The 15,843-nt window shown below is 70.1% G+C and carries 13 protein-coding genes; 5 read left to right on the plus strand and 8 right to left on the minus strand.

All coding sequences use genetic code 11. The features are described from left to right. Positions 1 to 16: 16 nt before the first annotated feature. On the minus strand, positions 17 to 637 hold the full coding sequence (locus ACGH52_RS11300; protein WP_059299008.1) for a heme-copper oxidase subunit III: 621 nt from the start codon (positions 635 to 637) through the stop codon (positions 17 to 19). Between the two features lie 198 nt (positions 638 to 835). Between ACGH52_RS11300 and ACGH52_RS11305 the strand changes: the two genes are divergently transcribed. Then, complete coding sequence (locus ACGH52_RS11305) at positions 836 to 1,237, plus strand: hypothetical protein (RefSeq protein ID WP_059299007.1); 402 nt, start codon at positions 836 to 838, stop codon at positions 1,235 to 1,237. A gap of 89 nt (positions 1,238 to 1,326) precedes the next feature. Here ACGH52_RS11305 and ACGH52_RS11310 read toward each other — a convergent pair whose 3' ends face one another. From ACGH52_RS11310 to coxB, 4 genes are all read right to left on the minus strand, one after another. After that, complete coding sequence (locus ACGH52_RS11310; RefSeq protein WP_076973951.1) at positions 1,327 to 2,601, minus strand: Ig-like domain-containing protein; 1,275 nt, start codon at positions 2,599 to 2,601, stop codon at positions 1,327 to 1,329. A gap of 130 nt (positions 2,602 to 2,731) precedes the next feature. Further along, positions 2,732 to 3,130 (minus strand): cytochrome c oxidase subunit 4, encoded by a 399-nt coding sequence (locus tag ACGH52_RS11315; RefSeq protein WP_076973952.1) that lies wholly within the window; start codon positions 3,128 to 3,130, stop codon positions 2,732 to 2,734. Continuing rightward, positions 3,127 to 4,863 (minus strand): cytochrome c oxidase subunit I, encoded by a 1,737-nt coding sequence (gene ctaD / locus ACGH52_RS11320; protein ID WP_210977173.1) that lies wholly within the window; start codon positions 4,861 to 4,863, stop codon positions 3,127 to 3,129. Before ctaD ends, ACGH52_RS11315 begins: the two co-directional genes overlap by 4 nt. Next, positions 4,860 to 5,819 carry a cytochrome c oxidase subunit II gene (gene coxB, locus ACGH52_RS11325; protein ID WP_059303086.1) on the minus strand — a complete coding sequence of 320 codons (960 nt, stop codon included), beginning with the start codon at positions 5,817 to 5,819 and terminating at the stop codon, positions 4,860 to 4,862. The genes ctaD and coxB overlap by 4 nt, the downstream gene beginning before the upstream one ends. 302 nt (positions 5,820 to 6,121) lie before the next feature. On the opposite strand from coxB, the gene ACGH52_RS11330 reads away from it, so the two are divergent. Beyond that, on the plus strand, positions 6,122 to 7,510 hold the full coding sequence (locus ACGH52_RS11330) for a cysteine desulfurase/sulfurtransferase TusA family protein (RefSeq protein WP_210977174.1): 1,389 nt from the start codon (positions 6,122 to 6,124) through the stop codon (positions 7,508 to 7,510). 79 nt (positions 7,511 to 7,589) lie between these two features. On the opposite strand, the gene ACGH52_RS11335 is transcribed toward ACGH52_RS11330, so the two are convergent. Then, positions 7,590 to 8,564, minus strand: a complete 975-nt coding sequence (locus ACGH52_RS11335; protein ID WP_121702190.1) for a carbohydrate kinase family protein — start codon at positions 8,562 to 8,564, stop codon at positions 7,590 to 7,592. A gap of 132 nt (positions 8,565 to 8,696) precedes the next feature. Between ACGH52_RS11335 and ACGH52_RS11340 the strand changes: the two genes are divergently transcribed. Continuing rightward, positions 8,697 to 8,906, plus strand: a complete 210-nt coding sequence (locus tag ACGH52_RS11340; protein WP_399938827.1) for a hypothetical protein — start codon at positions 8,697 to 8,699, stop codon at positions 8,904 to 8,906. Between the two features lie 114 nt (positions 8,907 to 9,020). Next, positions 9,021 to 10,571: a hypothetical protein gene (locus tag ACGH52_RS11345; protein WP_399938829.1), complete on the plus strand. Its 1,551-nt coding sequence runs from the start codon at positions 9,021 to 9,023 to the stop codon at positions 10,569 to 10,571. An 83-nt stretch (positions 10,572 to 10,654) separates the two neighbouring features. Here the strand turns inward: ACGH52_RS11345 and ACGH52_RS11350 are convergent, their stop codons facing one another. After that, a complete protein-coding gene (locus ACGH52_RS11350) occupies positions 10,655 to 11,011 on the minus strand; it encodes an iron-sulfur cluster assembly accessory protein (protein WP_052839876.1) in 357 nt (118 codons plus the stop codon). A 303-nt stretch (positions 11,012 to 11,314) separates the two neighbouring features. On the opposite strand from ACGH52_RS11350, the gene nadA reads away from it, so the two are divergent. Continuing rightward, on the plus strand, positions 11,315 to 12,499 hold the full coding sequence (gene nadA / locus ACGH52_RS11355) for a quinolinate synthase NadA (protein WP_076973977.1): 1,185 nt from the start codon (positions 11,315 to 11,317) through the stop codon (positions 12,497 to 12,499). Positions 12,500 to 12,594: 95 nt separating this feature from the next. Here nadA and ACGH52_RS11360 read toward each other — a convergent pair whose 3' ends face one another. Further along, positions 12,595 to 15,717 (minus strand): efflux RND transporter permease subunit, encoded by a 3,123-nt coding sequence (locus ACGH52_RS11360; RefSeq protein WP_121702188.1) that lies wholly within the window; start codon positions 15,715 to 15,717, stop codon positions 12,595 to 12,597. Positions 15,718 to 15,843 lie beyond the last annotated feature (126 nt).

A 15,843-nucleotide genomic window follows, 5' to 3' on the forward strand; every position in this document is an offset into this window, starting at 1 on the left:
CGGGTGCGTGCCGCGACTACTTGATCAGGTAGATCGTGGCGAACAGGCCGATCCAGACCACATCGACGAAGTGCCAGTAGTAGGACACGACGATGGCAGCGGTCGCCTGCTCGTGGGTGAACCTCCGGGCCGCGTAGGTGCGGCCGAGGACCAGCAGGAAGGCGATGAGGCCGCCCGTCACGTGCAGTCCGTGGAAGCCGGTGGTCAGGTAGAACGCCGAGCCGTACGGGTCCGACGAGAGCGAGATGCCGTCGTGCTTGACCAGCTCGGTGTACTCGAACACCTGACCGCCGATGAAGATCGCACCCATCACGAAGGTGACGATGAACCACATCCGGAGCTTCTTCACGTCACCGCGCTCGGCCGCGAACACGCCGAGCTGGCAGGTGAGGGAGGAAAGCACCAGGATCGTGGTGTTCGTCGCGGAGAACGGGATGTTCAACGCGCCGGCCTTCTCGGACCAGAAGTCCGGGCCGGTCACCGATCGCAGGGTGAAGTACATCGCGAAGAGGGCCGCGAAGAACATCAGCTCGGAACTCAACCAGATGATGGTTCCGACGCTGGTGAGGTTCGGCCGGTTGACCGACGGGTGCGCGTGCCCGGTTTCTACTGTCGTTGCTGTCGCCACGACCGACATTATGTCGGTCGCTTATCCCGCCCTCACCCCGGGGGGTGCCGTTCGGTGTGTTCCCCCTGCTTGTACGGCCCGGATGGCCCATCGAACGGCCCGTCGAAGCCCTGTCCGAACCCGTGCTGACGAGGCGTTCGAGGGAGTAGCATCCGCCCCAACGGGCTACGACAGCCTTCACCGGTCTCACCGCGTATCGGAGGAAGCATGCAGGCGACCGCCACGGTGCTGGTCTACAGCGACGACTCCAACACCCGCGAACAGGTGCGGCTCGCGACCGGCCGCCGGCCGGCTCCGGACGTGCCCGTGGTCGAGTTCCTGGAGTGCGCCACCCCGGCCGCCGTGCTCAAGGAGCTGGACAAGGGCGGGATCGACGTCTGCGTCCTGGACGGTGAGGCGGTGCCCATGGGCGGCATGGGCATGTGCCGCCAGATCAAGGACGAGGTCTTCCAGTGCCCGCCGGTGCTGCTGCTCATCGCCCGGCCGCAGGACGCGTGGCTGGCCACGTGGAGCCGGGCGGAGGCGGCTGTGACGCTGCCGGTGGAGCCGGTGGAGTTCGCGGGTGCGCTGGCCGCGCTGCTGCGGGAGAAGCGGCTGCAGGGGGTTTAGGGGCGCCTTCCAGCTCGGGGGTGCGAGTGGCTTTGGCGTGTGCGCCGCCGTCGTGGTTGTTCGCGCAGTTCCCCGCGCCCCTGGGAGCCTCACACTGCCGTCGGGCGTAGACGTGCCGTGTCCTGGTTGCCCGACGCCCCCGTGCCGCCCGTCAGGGCGCTGCCCGTGCGCCACTTCGCCCAGTCCATGTTCCACTCGCCGAAGCCGTTGCCGAAGGGTTCCATCGTCTCGCCGCCCGAGTTGACGACCTCGACGAGGTCGCCCTCCTGGACCGCGTTGAAGAACCACTCCGCGTTGTCGGTGCTCATGCCGACGCAGCCGTGGCTGACGTTGGCGACGCCCTGGGAGCCGACGGACCAGGGAGCGGCGTGCACGTACTCGCCGCTCCAGGTCACGCGGGTGGCCCAGTGGACCGGCAGGTCGTACGACTCCGAGGAGCCCTCGGCGATGCCGACGGTGGTGCTGCGCATGCGTACGAAGGATTCCTTGCCGAGGACGACCTTGACGCCGTTGCGGGTCTCGAAGCCGGGCTTGCCGGTGGTGACCGGGATCTCCCGGACCGCCTCGCCGTCCTGGTAGACGGTCAGCGTGTGCGCGGAGGCGTCGGTGACGGCCACGACGCGGTCCTCCGTGGTGATCTTCAGGGGCTTGGCCCTGCCGCCCCACATCCGGTCGCCGATCTTGATGCCGTCCAGGGTGCTGTGCACCTTGATGGTGGCGTGGGCGGGCCAGTACTCCTGGGGCCGGTAGTGGAGCTTCTTGTCGTCCACCCAGTACCAGGCGCCCTGCACCGCGGGGGTGGAGTCGACCTTCAGCGCACGCTCCACTATGGCCCGCTGCGCCGGGTCCCGAACCGGCTGGCTCAGTTCCGCCGTGATGGGCTGACCGACGCCGTACGCGCCCGCCTTGGGCCCGAAGGCGACGTCCAGGGTCTTCTTCGCGCCGGGCTTGCCGGTCTCGAAGGTGAGCACCTTGCGGCCGGGCGCCCCGTCCCCGTCCTCGGTGCTGACACGCACCGTGTAGCTGGCGTTGGCCGCCAGGGGCGAGGTGCTGTGCCAGCGGGCGCCGTCGGCGGACAGCTCGCCCGCGACGTGGCGTCCGGCCGCGTCCATGGCCGTGACGTCCGTGATGCGCCCGTCGGCGCCCTCGGCGACCACCTCCAGGGGTTTGTCCGGGTCGGCCTTCTTCCCGGCGTCCGTGGGGCCGTTGAAGGAGATCTGGCCGGCCGCGTCGTAGGGCGTGGCGGACAGCGGGTTGGCGTCGTCGCCGAGGCAGGCGGTGCCGCTCGCGCCGAGGGCGATCACCAGCAGGGTGCAGCCGACGACCGTACGCCCCCGCGCCTGGAAGTGAACCGTGATGCTCATGGCCTCACGCTAGGGAGAGACGTCAACGGCGGCACGGTGGGTAAGCCGGAAGAGTGAGGGACGGTACGGCAGACGAAGGGGCCCGGACACTCCTGACGGAGTGTCCGGGCCCCTTTGTGCTCGACGCGTGCTACTGGGTGCGGTTCTCACCGCGGTAGTACTCGAAGACCCAGCCGAACAGGCCGACCAGCAGAACCGGTGCCGAGAAGTACATCACCCACCAGCCGACCGCGATACCCAGGAAGGCGAGCGCGCCGCCGACGGCGAGCGCGAGCGGCTGCCAGCTGTGCGGGCTGAAGAACCCGACCTCGCCGGCGTCGTCCGCGACGTCCGCCTCCATGTTGTCCTGCGCACCGACGTCGACCCGCCGCGCCGTGAAGGCGAGGTAGAAGCCGATCATGATGGCCAGGCCGAAGGCCAGGAAGAGCGCCGTGGTACCGGCCGGCTCCTTGGACCAGTAGCCGTAGACAACCGCCACGGCGAGGATGAAGACGCTCAACCAGATGAACATCTTGCCCTGGATCTTCACTTCCCGGCCTCCTTGCCGCCGGCGAGGGCCTTCTCACCGTGGCCGACGTTCTCCAGCTGGTCGATCGCGGAGATCTCGGGGTGGTGCAGGTCGAAGGCGGGGGATTCACTGCGGATGCGCGGCAGCGTGAGGAAGTTGTGCCGCGGCGGCGGGCAGGAGGTCGCCCACTCCAGCGAACGGCCGTAGCCCCACGGGTCGTCCACCTCGATCTTCTTGCCGTACTTGGCGGTCTTCCAGATGTTGTAGAAGAACGGCAGCATCGACATGCCGAGCAGGAACGAGCTGATCGTCGAGATCGTGTTCAGGGCGGTGAAGCCGTCGGCCGCCAGGTAGTCGGCGTAGCGGCGCGGCATGCCCTCGGCACCCAGCCAGTGCTGGACCAGGAACGTGCCGTGGAAGCCCACGAACAGTGTCCAGAAGGTGATCTTGCCGAGCCGCTCGTCCAGCATCTTGCCGGTGAACTTCGGCCACCAGAAGTGGAATCCGGCGAACATCGCGAACACCACGGTGCCGAACACCACGTAGTGGAAGTGCGCCACCACGAAGTACGAGTCCGAGACGTGGAAGTCCAGCGGCGGCGAGGCCAGGATGACACCGGTCAGACCACCGAAGAGGAAGGTGATCAGGAAGCCGGTGGACCAGAGCATCGGTGTCTCGAAGGACAGGGAGCCCTTCCACATGGTGCCGATCCAGTTGAAGAACTTCACACCGGTCGGGACCGCGATCAGGAAGGTCATGAAGGAGAAGAACGGCAGCAGTACGCCGCCCGTGACGTACATGTGGTGGGCCCACACGGTCACCGACAGACCCGCGATCGCGATGGTCGCGCCGATCAGACCCATGTAGCCGAAGATCGGCTTGCGGGAGAAGACCGGGATGATCTCACTGACGATGCCGAAGAACGGCAGCGCGATGATGTACACCTCCGGATGCCCGAAGAACCAGAACAGGTGCTGCCACAGCAACGCTCCGCCGTTGGACGAGTCGAAGATGTGGGCACCGAACTTGCGGTCGGCCTCCAGCGCGAACAGGGCCGCGGCCAGCACCGGGAAGGCCAGCAGGACCAGCACACCGGTCAGCAGCACGTTCCAGGTGAAGATCGGCATGCGGAACATGGTCATGCCGGGCGCGCGCATGCAGATGATCGTGGTGATGAAGTTGACCGAGCCGAGGATGGTGCCGAAGCCGGAGAAGGCCAGACCCATGATCCACAGGTCGCCGCCGATACCGGGCGAGTGCACCGCGTCGGACAGCGGCGAGTAGGCGAACCAGCCGAAGTCGGCCGCGCCCTGCGGGGTCAGGAACCCGCCCACCGCGATGGTCGAGCCGAACAGGTACAGCCAGTAGGCGAACATGTTCAGCCGGGGGAACGCCACGTCCGGCGCGCCGATCTGCAGCGGCATGATCCAGTTCGCGAAGCCCGCGAACAGCGGCGTCGCGAACATCAGCAGCATGATCGTGCCGTGCATCGTGAACGCCTGGTTGAACTGCTCGTTCGACATGATCTGCAGACCAGGCCGGGCCAGCTCGGCGCGCATGAACAGCGCCATCACGCCGCCGATCACGAAGAACGCGAACGACGTCACCAGATACAGCGTGCCGATGGTCTTGTGGTCAGTGGTCGTGAGCCACTTGATCACGACGTTGCCGGGCTGCTTGCGCCGTACCGGCAGCTCGTTCTCGTACGAGTCCTCCGCCGCCGAGGCACCCTGGGGTTCGTTGAGGATGCTCACAGGTTGTTCGTCTCCCGGTTCTTCTCGTGGCTCGTCTGAGCGATGCCCGCGGGAACGTAACCGGTCTGCCCCTTCTTCGCGAGGTCCTGGAGGTGCTGCTCGTAGCGCTCCGGGGAGACGACCTTGACGTTGAACAGCATCCGGGAGTGGTCCACGCCGCACAGTTCGGCGCACTTGCCCAGGAAGGTCCCCTCCTTGTTGGGGGTCACCTCGAAGGCGTTGGTGTGGCCCGGAATCACGTCCTGCTTCATGAGGAACGGCACCACCCAGAAGGAGTGGATGACGTCACGCGAGGTCAGGACGAAGCGGACCGTCTTGCCCTTGGGGAGCCAGAGGGTCGGGCCGGGGTTGCCGGTCTGCGGGTTCTCCGCGCCGGGGGTACCGCAGTCGTAGACACCGCCGGCGTTCGCCGGGAAGTCCTTGATGAACCGGTCCGGAATGCCGGCCAGTTCCTTGGAGGACTTGGCGTCGCCGGTGGAGCCCGGGACGTCCTCGATGTGGTTGAAGCACCAGCTCCACTGGAAGCCGACCACGTTGACCGTGACGTCGGGCTTCTTCTTGAGGCTCATGAGATCGGACTCGTCGCGCGCGGTGAAGTAGAACAGCACCGAGACGATGACGAGCGGAACCATGGTGTACAGCGCCTCGATGGGCAGGTTGTACCTGGTCTGCGGAGGGACCTCGACCTTGGTGCGGCTGCGCCGGTGGAAGAAGACACTCCACAGGATCAGGCCCCACACCAGCACGCCGGTGGCCAGCGCGGCAGCCCAGGAGCCCTGCCACAGGGAGAGGATCCGCGGAGCCTCTTCCGTGGTTGGGGTGGGCATGCCGAGGCGGGGGAAGTCCTCGTATGTGCAACCGGTGGCGGTCGCCAGGACCAGGCCCGCGGTCAGTGCCTGCAGCAGCTTCCGCCGCATCGGGCGCCGCGGCGAGCGGTCGGAGCCGTTGGGACTCACGTAGCGCCTTCCCGAGAGTCTCGCCCGCGCGGTTGGCTGCGGCCTGCCTTCTCGCTGGTCGGTCGCCGCCCTGCGTCGGGCAGGGGTTTGATGTTTATGCGGACCAAACCCTAGCCGACGCCCTCCGGGGGGTCGCGGGGAGGGTGGCATACGCGCCGGGGGTCACTCCCAAGGGTGCGGTCGGGCGCCTACGGGGGCGGGTGCCAGGGGTTGTTCGGCGGCTGACGGTGCGTCGTGGTTGGTCGCGCCGTTCCCCGCGCCCCTTTGGGGCGCTTCTCCGCCCCGCGTCATAGCGTTGGCCCGTGGCCTACTTCGACGCTGCTTCCGCTGCTCCCCTTCATCCCGTTGCCCGGCAGGCGCTGTTGGCGTCCCTCGACGAGGGGTGGGCCGATCCTGCGCGGCTCTACCGGGAGGGGCGGCGGGCGCGGTTGCTGCTCGATGCCGCTCGGGAGGCGGCGGCCGAGGCCGTGGGGTGCCGGGCGGACGAGTTGGTGTTCACTCCTTCGGGGACGCGGGCGGTGCATTCAGGGGTGGCGGGGGCGCTGGCCGGGCGGCGGCGCGTCGGGCGCCACCTGATCGTGTCAGCGGTCGAACACTCCTCCGTACTGCATGCGGCCGAGGCGCACGAGGCGTCCGACGGCGGCGGGAGTGTCACGCAGGTACCCGTCGACCGGACGGGCGCGGTGGACCCGGCGGCGTACGCGGCCGCCCTGCGCGAGGACACGGCGCTGGCCTGTCTCCAGTCGGCCAACCACGAGGTGGGCACCGAGCAGCCGGTGGCGGAGGTGGCGGAGGCCTGCCGGACGGCGGGCGTGCCGCTGCTGGTGGACGCGGCCCAGTCGCTGGGCTGGGGCCGGGTCGAGGGCGGCTGGTCGCTGCTCACGGCCAGCGCGCACAAGTGGGGCGGGCCATCGGGGGTCGGGCTGCTCGTCGTACGCAAGGGGGTCCGGTACGCGCCGCAAGGGCCCGGGGACGAGCGGGAGTCGGGGCGGGCGCCCGGGTTCGAGAACCTGCCGGCGATCGTGGCCGCGGCGGCGTCGCTGCGGGCGGTGCGGGCCGAGGCGGCGGCGGAGGCGGCCCGGCTGCGGGAGCTGACGGAGCGGATCCGGTCCCGGGTGCCCGGCCTGGTGCCGGACGTGGAGGTGGTCGGCGATCCCTCCCGGCGGCTGCCCGGGATCGTCACCTTCTCGTGTCTCTATGTCGACGGGGAGACCCTGCTGCACGAGCTGGACCGCGCCGGTTTCTCCGTCTCGTCCGGATCGTCCTGCACGAGCAGCACGCTGACGCCGAGCCACGTCCTGCGGGCGATGGGGGTGCTCAGCGAGGGCAACGTCCGGGTGTCCCTGCCGCCGGGGACCACGGCGGAGGACGTCGAGCGGTTCCTGGAGGTACTGCCGGGCACGGTGGCCGCGGTGCGCGAGAAGCTGGGGGCGCCGACCGCGACGGACACCGTCCGGGTGGCCGGCCCCGACCTCGTCGTGGACGCGCTGGGCCGGCGCTGCCCCGTTCCGGTGATCGAACTGGCCAAGGTCATCGGCGACGTCCCCGTGGGCGGCACCGTCCGCGTCCTGTCCGACGACGAGGCGGCCCGCCTGGACATCCCGGCGTGGTGCGAGATGCGGGGCCAGGAGTACCTGGGCGAGGAACCGGCGGAAAGAGGAACGGCTTACCTGGTCCGCCGGACGAGCTGACTCACCCAGGGGCGCGGGGCTGTATCGATGTGCGGCTCCGCCGCGTGGGCGCGACCAGCCCCGCCCTCCGAGCCCGGATTCAGCCCAGGTGCGCCTGAACCTCCCCCGCGGCCTCGTCCCCGTACGCCTTGGTGAACCGCTCCATGAAGTGCCCGCGCCGCAACTGGTACTCCTGCGTCCCCACCGTCTCGATGACGAGCGTCGCCAGCATGCACCCGACCTGCGCCGCCCGCTCCAGCGAGACCCCCCACGCCAGTCCCGACAGGAACCCCGCACGGAAGGCGTCGCCGACGCCCGTGGGGTCGGCCTTGCGCTCCTCGTCCGGGACGCCGACCTCGATGGTCTCCTCGCCGAGCCGCTCGATGCGGACGCCCCGCGCGCCGAGGGTGGTGACGCGGTGGCCGACGCGGCCGAGGATCTCCTCGTCCGTCCAGCCGGTCTTGGTCTCGATGAGCCCCTTCTCGTACTCGTTGGAGAAGAGGTAGGTCGCCCCGTCCAGCAGTATCCGGATCTCGTCGCCGTTCATCCGGGCGATCTGCTGGGAGAAGTCCGCGGCGAAGGGGATGGACCGGGTGCGGCACTCCTCGGTGTGCCGGAGCATCGCCTCCGGGTCGTCGGCGCCGATGGAGACCAGGTCGAGGCCGCCCACGCGGTCCGCGACGGTCTTCAGCTCGATGAGGCGGGCCTCGCTCATCGCGCCCGTGTAGAAGGAGCCGATCTGGTTGTGGTCGGCGTCGGTGGTGCAGACGAAGCGGGCGGTGTGCAGGGTCTCGGAGATGCGGACCGAGCCGGTGTCGACGCCGTGCCGGTCCAGCCAGGCCCGGTACTCGTCGAAGTCCGCGCCGGCCGCGCCGACCAGGACCGGCCGGGTGCCGAGCTGGCCCATGCCGAAGGCGATGTTCGCGGCGACCCCGCCCCGGCGTACGTCCAGCTGGTCGACCAGGAAGGAGAGCGAGACCGTGTGCAGCTGGTCCGCGACGAGCTGGTCCGAGAAGCGGCCGGGGAAGGTCATGAGGTGGTCGGTGGCGATGGAGCCGGTGACTGCGATGCGCACGGCGTGGACTCTCTCCTGAGGGGAGGCGGGTTGACGGTTCACGCTACCCGGCGGCACCGCCAGGCTGAAGCAGGCGAAACTACCCGGTAGTACAACTTTCTTCGCGGTACGGGACGTGCCTACGGTTCTGTTATGACGAACCTGAGGACCGTCGACCCCGCTCCGGCCGATCTGGACGGCGACCTGGCGTCGCTGCGCGGTGACTGCGCCCGGATGACTCCGCGCTGGTCGGCGCCGGTCCGCGTCTCCCCCCGGCCGGTGCCCCTCACCCTCATCCACGGCGTCCGGGTGCCGTCGGCCTACGCCCGGTTGCTGGACGCGATGTCGGACTACGGCGACTGAGCGGGCCCCGGGCGGCCTCGGGGCCGTTCGGGCGACGCACGCCGCCACCGGGAACCGGATCCCGGCCCACCGCGTCCCATCGCTGTCCCCAGTAACAGCCGAAGGAGCGATGCGGTGAACACCGAGCGACCCGACAACGACGACGCCACCGCCGCCGACGAGGCGGGCGGCGGGCGTCCCGCGCGGCGGCGCCCCGGGGCGGTCGCGGTCGCGTCGGTCGCCACCGCGGTCCTGCTGCTGGGCGGCGGCGGCGCGTACCTGGCCACGTCCGCCACCGGGGACGACACGGACGGCGGTACGGCGTCCGGGGCTTCGGGCGACGACACTCCCCCGCCGCTCCCCCTCGACGACCACGGGGCGTCGTCCCCGTCGTCCCCGTCGTCACCGGAGGACGGTTCGAACGGCATCGCGCCGGGCGAGCCCGACCCGTACGGCGTCACCTACCGCGCCGACGGGCCGCTCCCCGAGGGACCCGGCTCGGCGCCTGTGTACCGGGCACAGGGCGACGTCACCGAGGCCGAGGTGGCCCGGCTGGCCGAGGCGCTGGGCGTCGAGGGCGCGCCCCGGACCCAGGGCGAGGCGTGGAAGGTCGGCAACGCCAAGGACGGTTCCGGACCGCTGCTCACGGTGAGCCGGCAGGCGCCGGGCACCTGGACCTTCCACCGCTACGCGCCCGGCACCGACAACTGCAAGAAGGGTGCCGTCTGCAAGGGCCCCGCCGCCGACGGGGACCCGGTGGGCCAGGCGGCCGCGAAGAAGGCGGCGGCGCCGGTGCTGAAGGCGCTGGGCCAGGACGACGCCAAGCTGGACGCGAGCCAGGTCATGGGCGCCCGGCGGGCCGTGAACGCGGACCCGGAGGTGGGCGGGCTGCCCACGTACGGCTGGACGACCGGGATCGTCGTCGACGCGCGGGGCGAGGTGGTCGGCGGCAGCGGTCAGGTGAAGGAGCCGGTCAAGGGGGACACGTATCCCGTCCTGGACGCCGAGAAGACGCTGGCGCTGCTGAACGAGCCGGGCGCCGGGGCGGACACCGATGCCGGCGGCATCGGCGGCTGCGCCAGTGCCGTGCCGCACCAGGACCGCGCGGACCTGCCGTGCGCGCCGCCGACCGGCGCTCCGGAGCGGCCGGGTACGGGGAAGGAGCAGGTCGCGACCGTCGAGGACGCGGTGTTCGGGCTGGCCGCGCATCCGGTGCGGGGGCGGCAGACGCTGGTGCCGTCCTGGCTGTTCGAGGTGCGGGCGCCGGGGGCGCGGGACGCCGTGACGGTCACGTATCCGGCGGTCGAGCCGGAGTACCTGACCACCGCGGCCCCCGCCGAGCCGTCCCCGGCCCCGTCCGACGAACCGGCCGCGGAGCCCGGGGAGCCGCGGAACGTGCGGGTGAGCGGCTACACGGCCGCCGACGGCGAGCTGACCGTGCACTTCACGGGCGGGGTGTGCTCCGACTACGACGCGAAGGCCGAGGAGCGGGACGGGAAGGTGACCGTCACGGTGACCGAGACGCCGCACCCGGACAAGGTCTGCATCCTGATCGCCAAGGAGTACGAACGGACGGTGCCGCTCGACGAACCGCTGGGCGAGCGGACGGTCGTGGGCAAGGACGGCGAGGACATTCCCGTCCACAAGCCGGGCGCGCGGCTGCCGGCTCCGTCCGGGGACCGGTAGACGCGACGGAAGGGCGGTGGCCCGGGAACGAATCCCGGGCCACCGCCCTTCTCACGCTCGGTGCCGCGCGGCGGCCCGGCCCGTCAGCTGAAGGAGTCGCCGCAGGCGCAGGAGCCCGTCGCGTTCGGGTTGTCGATCGTGAAGCCCTGCTTTTCGATCGTGTCCACGAAGTCGATGGTGGCACCGCCCAGGTACGGGGCGCTCATGCGGTCGGTGGTGACCTTGACGCCGCCGAAGTCCTTCACCACGTCGCCGTCGAGCGAGCGCTCGTCGAAGAAGAGCTGGTACCGCAGGCCGGAGCAGCCGCCGGGCTGGACGGCGACGCGCAGCGCGAGGTCGTCACGGCCTTCCTGGTCGAGCAGCGCCTTGACCTTCGACGCGGCGGCGTCGGTCAGGATGATGCCGTCGGTGACGGTGGTGGTCTCGTCCGATACGGACATCTACATCTCTCCCGGGTTGTACGGAGACTGCTTGCCGACGGTTTCAACCGACGGAGCCGCGGATTCATTCCGGGCGGGGCCGAGTCTTTGTCCTCGGCGTTCCCCCTCATGCTCGCACACGCGCCCGCCGACGGTCAGTGGCTGTGGACGGCGGCTGTGGACAGCGGCCGCGGACGGCCGCCCGGACACCGGGATTCACGTCACACCGACACTATCGGCATCGTCAAAGTGACGTGAACCGGATATGATATATAGCGTCAGTTCGACGAAAAGGGTCGACGAAAAGTAGAAAGGGTGTGTGTCGTGACCACCGCCCAAACCCAGGAGCTCGACGTACAGCCGACGCCCCTCGCCCTGCTGCTGCTCGGCCGCGAGGCCGACCCGCGGAGCGAGCGCGGCGTGGAGTGCCCCGGGGACCTGCCCTCGGCCTCCGACCCGGACCTGGTCGCACGCGCCCGCGCGGCCAAGGAGAAGCTCGGTGACAAGGTCTTCGTCCTCGGTCACCACTACCAGCGCGACGAGGTCATCCAGTTCGCCGACGTCACGGGTGACTCCTTCAAGCTGGCCCGGGACGCGGCCGCACGCCCGGAGGCCGAGTACATCGTCTTCTGCGGCGTGCACTTCATGGCGGAGTCGGCCGACATCCTGACCTCGGACGACCAGAAGGTGGTGCTGCCCGACCTGGCGGCCGGCTGTTCCATGGCGGACATGGCCACCGCCGAGCAGGTCGCCGAGTGCTGGGACGTGCTGACCGAGGCCGGCATCGCCGAGCAGGTCGTGCCCGTGTCGTACATGAACTCGTCCGCGGACATCAAGGCGTTCACCGGCAAGCACGGCGGCACCATCTGCACCTCCTCCAACGCCGAGCGCGCCCTGAACTGGGCCTTCGAACAGGGCGAGAAGGTCCTCTTCCTGCCGGACCAGCACCTCGGCCGCAACACGGCGGTACGGGACCTGGGCATGTCCCTGGAGGACTGCGTCGTCTACAACCCGCACCGGCCGAACGGCGGGCTGACGGCCGAGGAGCTGCGCGCCGCGAAGATGATCCTGTGGCGGGGCCACTGCTCGGTGCACGGCCGCTTCAGCCTCGACTCGGTGAACGACGTGCGGGAGCGCATACCGGGCGTGAACGTCCTGGTGCACCCCGAGTGCAAGCACGAGGTCGTCGCGGCGGCGGACTACGTCGGCTCGACGGAGTACATCATCAAGGCCCTGGAGGCGGCCCCGGCCGGTTCCAAGTGGGCCATCGGCACCGAGCTGAACCTGGTCCGGCGACTGGCGAACCGTTTCGCCGCCGAGGACAAGGAGATCGTCTTCCTCGACAAGACGGTCTGCTTCTGCTCGACCATGAACCGCATCGACCTCCCGCACCTGGTCTGGACCCTGGAGTCGCTGGCCGAGGGCACCCTGGTCAACCGCATCGAGGTCGACAAGGAGACGGAGGCGTTCGCGAAGCTGGCGCTCGAGCGGATGCTGGCGCTGCCGTAACCGGTGTTCTCCCACCCGCCCCTGCGGGTGGGAACGGGGAGGGGCCCCGCACCACCACCTTCGTGGCGGGCGGGGCCCCTCCCCGTTCCGGTCGCTCAGACCTTCGCCGTCTCCGGCTCCTCGGAGGCCGCGGCCTGCGGCGGCACGTCGCCGCCCCGCTTCGCCGCCTTCTTCTTCGCGCGCCGCTCCTTGCGCAGCTCCAGCATCGCGTAGAGCGTCGGGACCAGGAGCAGGGTCAGCAGCGTCGACGTGATCAGACCGCCGATGACGACCACCGCGAGCGGCTGGGCGATGAAGCCGCCCTCGCCGGTGACGCCCAGCGCCATCGGGAGCAGGGCGAAGATCGTCGCCAGGGCCGTCATGAGGATGGGCCGCAGACGGTGGCGGCCGCCCTCGATCACCGCTTCGACGACGCCGTAGCCCTGCTTGCGGTACTGGTTGATCAGGTCGATCAGCACGATGGCGTTGGTGACCACGATGCCGATCAGCATCAGCATGCCGATCATCGCCGGGACGCCCATCGGGGTGCCCGTGGCGATCAGCAGGCCGATGGCGCCGGTCGCCGCGAACGGGATGGACACCAGCAGGATCAGCGGCTGGGCCAGCGACCGGAAGGTGCCGACCAGCAGCATGAACACGATGGCGATCGCCGCGAGCATGGCGAGGCCCAGGTTGACGAAGGCCTCGTCCTGGTCCGCGGTGACGCCGCCGATCTCGGCCTTGGCGCCGGCCGGCAGGTCGAGTCCGTTGATCTTCGACTGGAGGTCCGTGCCGACCGCGCCGGTATTGTCGCCGGTCGGCTTGGCGGTGATGGTCGCCGCGCGCTGCCCGTCGATACGGGTCATCGAGACCGGGCCGTCCACCAGCCGCACGGTGGCGATGTCACCGAGCTTGACCGCGCCCAGGTTCAGCGCCTTCAGCTCGGCGATCGTCTCGGCGGGCCGGGCCGACTTGATGACCACGTCGCGCTCGGTGTCGTCCAGGGTGGCCTTGGCGGCCGGGGTGCCGCGCACCGCCTGGGCGACGGCCGCGCCGAGGGTCTGGTCGGTGAAACCGGCCCCGGCGGCCTCGGCGTTGGCCTTGACGGAGATCCGCGGCACGCTCTGCGCGAGGTCGCTGGTGACGTCGGTGACGTCGTCGAGCCCGGCGACCGTCTTGCGGACCTGCTCGGCGGCGTCGCGGAGCACCTGCCCGTCGGCCGCCTTGACGACGACGCTCAGGTCCTGGCTGCCGAAGCCGTCACCGGCGGCGATCGTGGTGGTGCCGATGCCGTCGCCGAGCTTCGCCAGCCCGTCCTCGATGTGGTCCTGGACGTCCTCGGCGTTCGCCGAGTCCTCCAGCATCAGCTGGTACGAGGCCTGGTTGGTGTCCGTGCCGCCGCCGAAGGCGGCCATGAAGCCGGACGAACCGATGGTGACCTGGTAGTCCTTGACGCCCTCGGTGTCGCCGAGCAGCTTCTCGACCTTCTTCACCTGCTCGTCGGTCGCGCCGAGGCTCGTGCCGGGCTTCAGCTCCTGCTTGACGCTGAGGACCTCCTGCTCGCCCTGGTCGAAGAAGTTGGTCTTCAGCAGCGGCGCCATGCCGAAGGTGCCGACCAGCACGACGATCGCGATGGCCACACTGGTCAGCCGTCGGCGGGTGGCGAAGCGCAGGACGGGGACGTAGAAGCGCTGGAGGCGGCTCTTGGCCTCCTTCTCCTCGGCCAGCCTGCGGGCTTCGTCCGCGTCCTCGGGGGTGCCCTTCGGCGGCCGCAGGAACCAGTACGACAGCACCGGGACGACCGTCAGCGACACCAGCAGGGAGGCCAGCAGCGCGGCGGTCACGGTGAGGCTGAAGGAGCCGAACAGCTCGCCGACCATGCCGCCGACCAGGCCGATCGGCAGGAACACGGCGACCGTGGTGAGGGTCGAGGAGGTGACCGCTCCGGCGACCTCGCGGACCGCCTTGAGGATGGCCTCCTGGCGCTCCTCGCCGTAGCCGAGGTGCCGCTTGATGTTCTCCAGGACCACGATCGAGTCGTCGACGACGCGGCCGATGGCGATGGTCAGCGCGCCCAGCGTCAGCATGTTCAGCGACAGGTCGCGCGTCCACAGGACGATCAGCGCCAGCACCACCGACAGCGGGATGGAGACCGCGGTGACCAGGGTGGAGCGGATCGACGCCAGGAAGACCAGGATGACCAGGACGGCGAAGAGCAGACCGAGCCCGCCCTCCGTGGTCAGGCCGGAGATGGCCTTGGAGACCGCCGGTCCCTGGTCGCTGACGACGGTGAGGGTCGCGCCGGAGCCGAGCTGCTCGCGCAGGTCGGGAAGCTTGTCCTCGACGGCGTTCGAGATGGAGACCGCGCTGCCGTCGTGGTCCATCGTCACGGCGACGGCGAGGGACGGCTTGCCGTTGGTACGGGTGAGGGAGTCGGCCTTGGCCTCCTCCTCCTTGACGGTGGCGACGTCGCCGAGGCGGACCGGCTTGTCGACGCCCTCGCCGGTGACCATGAGGTCCTGGATCTGCTTCAGCGAGGTGAAGCCGCCGCCGACCTGGACGGTGCGGTTGGCGCCGCCCTCGTCGAAGGAACCGGCCGGGACGGTCGCACCGCCCGCCTGGAGGGACTGGGCGAGCACCTGCGGGCTCACCTTGGCCGCGGCCAGCTTCGCCGGGTCCGGCGTGACGGTGACCTGGACGTCGCGGACGCCGTCGACCACGACCTGGGCGACGCCGTCGATGTCCTTCAGCTCGGAGACGACGGTCTTGTCGAGCTGGTCGGCCAGCGCCTGCTGGTCCTTGTCCGAGGTCACGGCGAGGACGACGGTCGGGATGTCGTCCGTCGAGCCGGAGATGACCTGCGGGTCCACGTCGTCCGGGAGCTGGGCGCGGGCCCGGTTCACGGCCTGCTGGACGTCGGCGACCAGCTGCTGGGTGTCCGGGCCGTAGTCGAAGGACGCCATGATGACGGCGTTGCCCTCACTGGCGGTGGAGGTGACGCCCGAGATCCCGTCGACGGCTTCGAGGCTGTCCTCGATCGGCTCGACGACCTGCTTCTCGACCACGTCCGGCGAGGCACCCTGGTACGGGGCCAGCACCGACACCATGGGAAGTTCGATGGTGGGCAGCAGTTGCTGCTTGAGCTGGGGGATGGCGATCGCCCCGAAAACGAGCGCGACGATCGACATCAGCCCTATCAGGGCCCGTTGCGCGAGGCTGAATCTCGACAGCCAGGACATGGATCAGGGTCTCTCTTCTGTGGCCGAGCGGGGGACGGGGCACATGGCAGCGCCGGCGCGGGCGGCACAGGTGAGCGCCCACCCCAACACCCTGGGCCATGCGCGCCCCCGCATCCCTAGGCCCCA

Source organism: Streptomyces sp. BBFR25 (assembly GCF_044590125.1).
Lineage (GTDB): Bacteria > Actinomycetota > Actinomycetes > Streptomycetales > Streptomycetaceae > Streptomyces > Streptomyces canus_D.

What these genes read in the sequence shown, in the direction of transcription:
- ACGH52_RS11300 (WP_059299008.1), bottom strand. Translation starts at nt 637, where the DNA reads ATGTCGGTCGTGGCGACAGCAACGACAGTAGAAACCGGGCACGCGCAC.
- ACGH52_RS11305 (WP_059299007.1), top strand. Translation starts at nt 836, where the DNA reads ATGCAGGCGACCGCCACGGTGCTGGTCTACAGCGACGACTCCAACACC.
- ACGH52_RS11310 (WP_076973951.1), bottom strand. Translation starts at nt 2,601, where the DNA reads ATGAGCATCACGGTTCACTTCCAGGCGCGGGGGCGTACGGTCGTCGGC.
- ACGH52_RS11340 (WP_399938827.1), top strand. Translation starts at nt 8,697, where the DNA reads ATGACGAACCTGAGGACCGTCGACCCCGCTCCGGCCGATCTGGACGGC.
- ACGH52_RS11350 (WP_052839876.1), bottom strand. Translation starts at nt 11,011, where the DNA reads ATGTCCGTATCGGACGAGACCACCACCGTCACCGACGGCATCATCCTG.
- ACGH52_RS11360 (WP_121702188.1), bottom strand. Translation starts at nt 15,717, where the DNA reads ATGTCCTGGCTGTCGAGATTCAGCCTCGCGCAACGGGCCCTGATAGGG.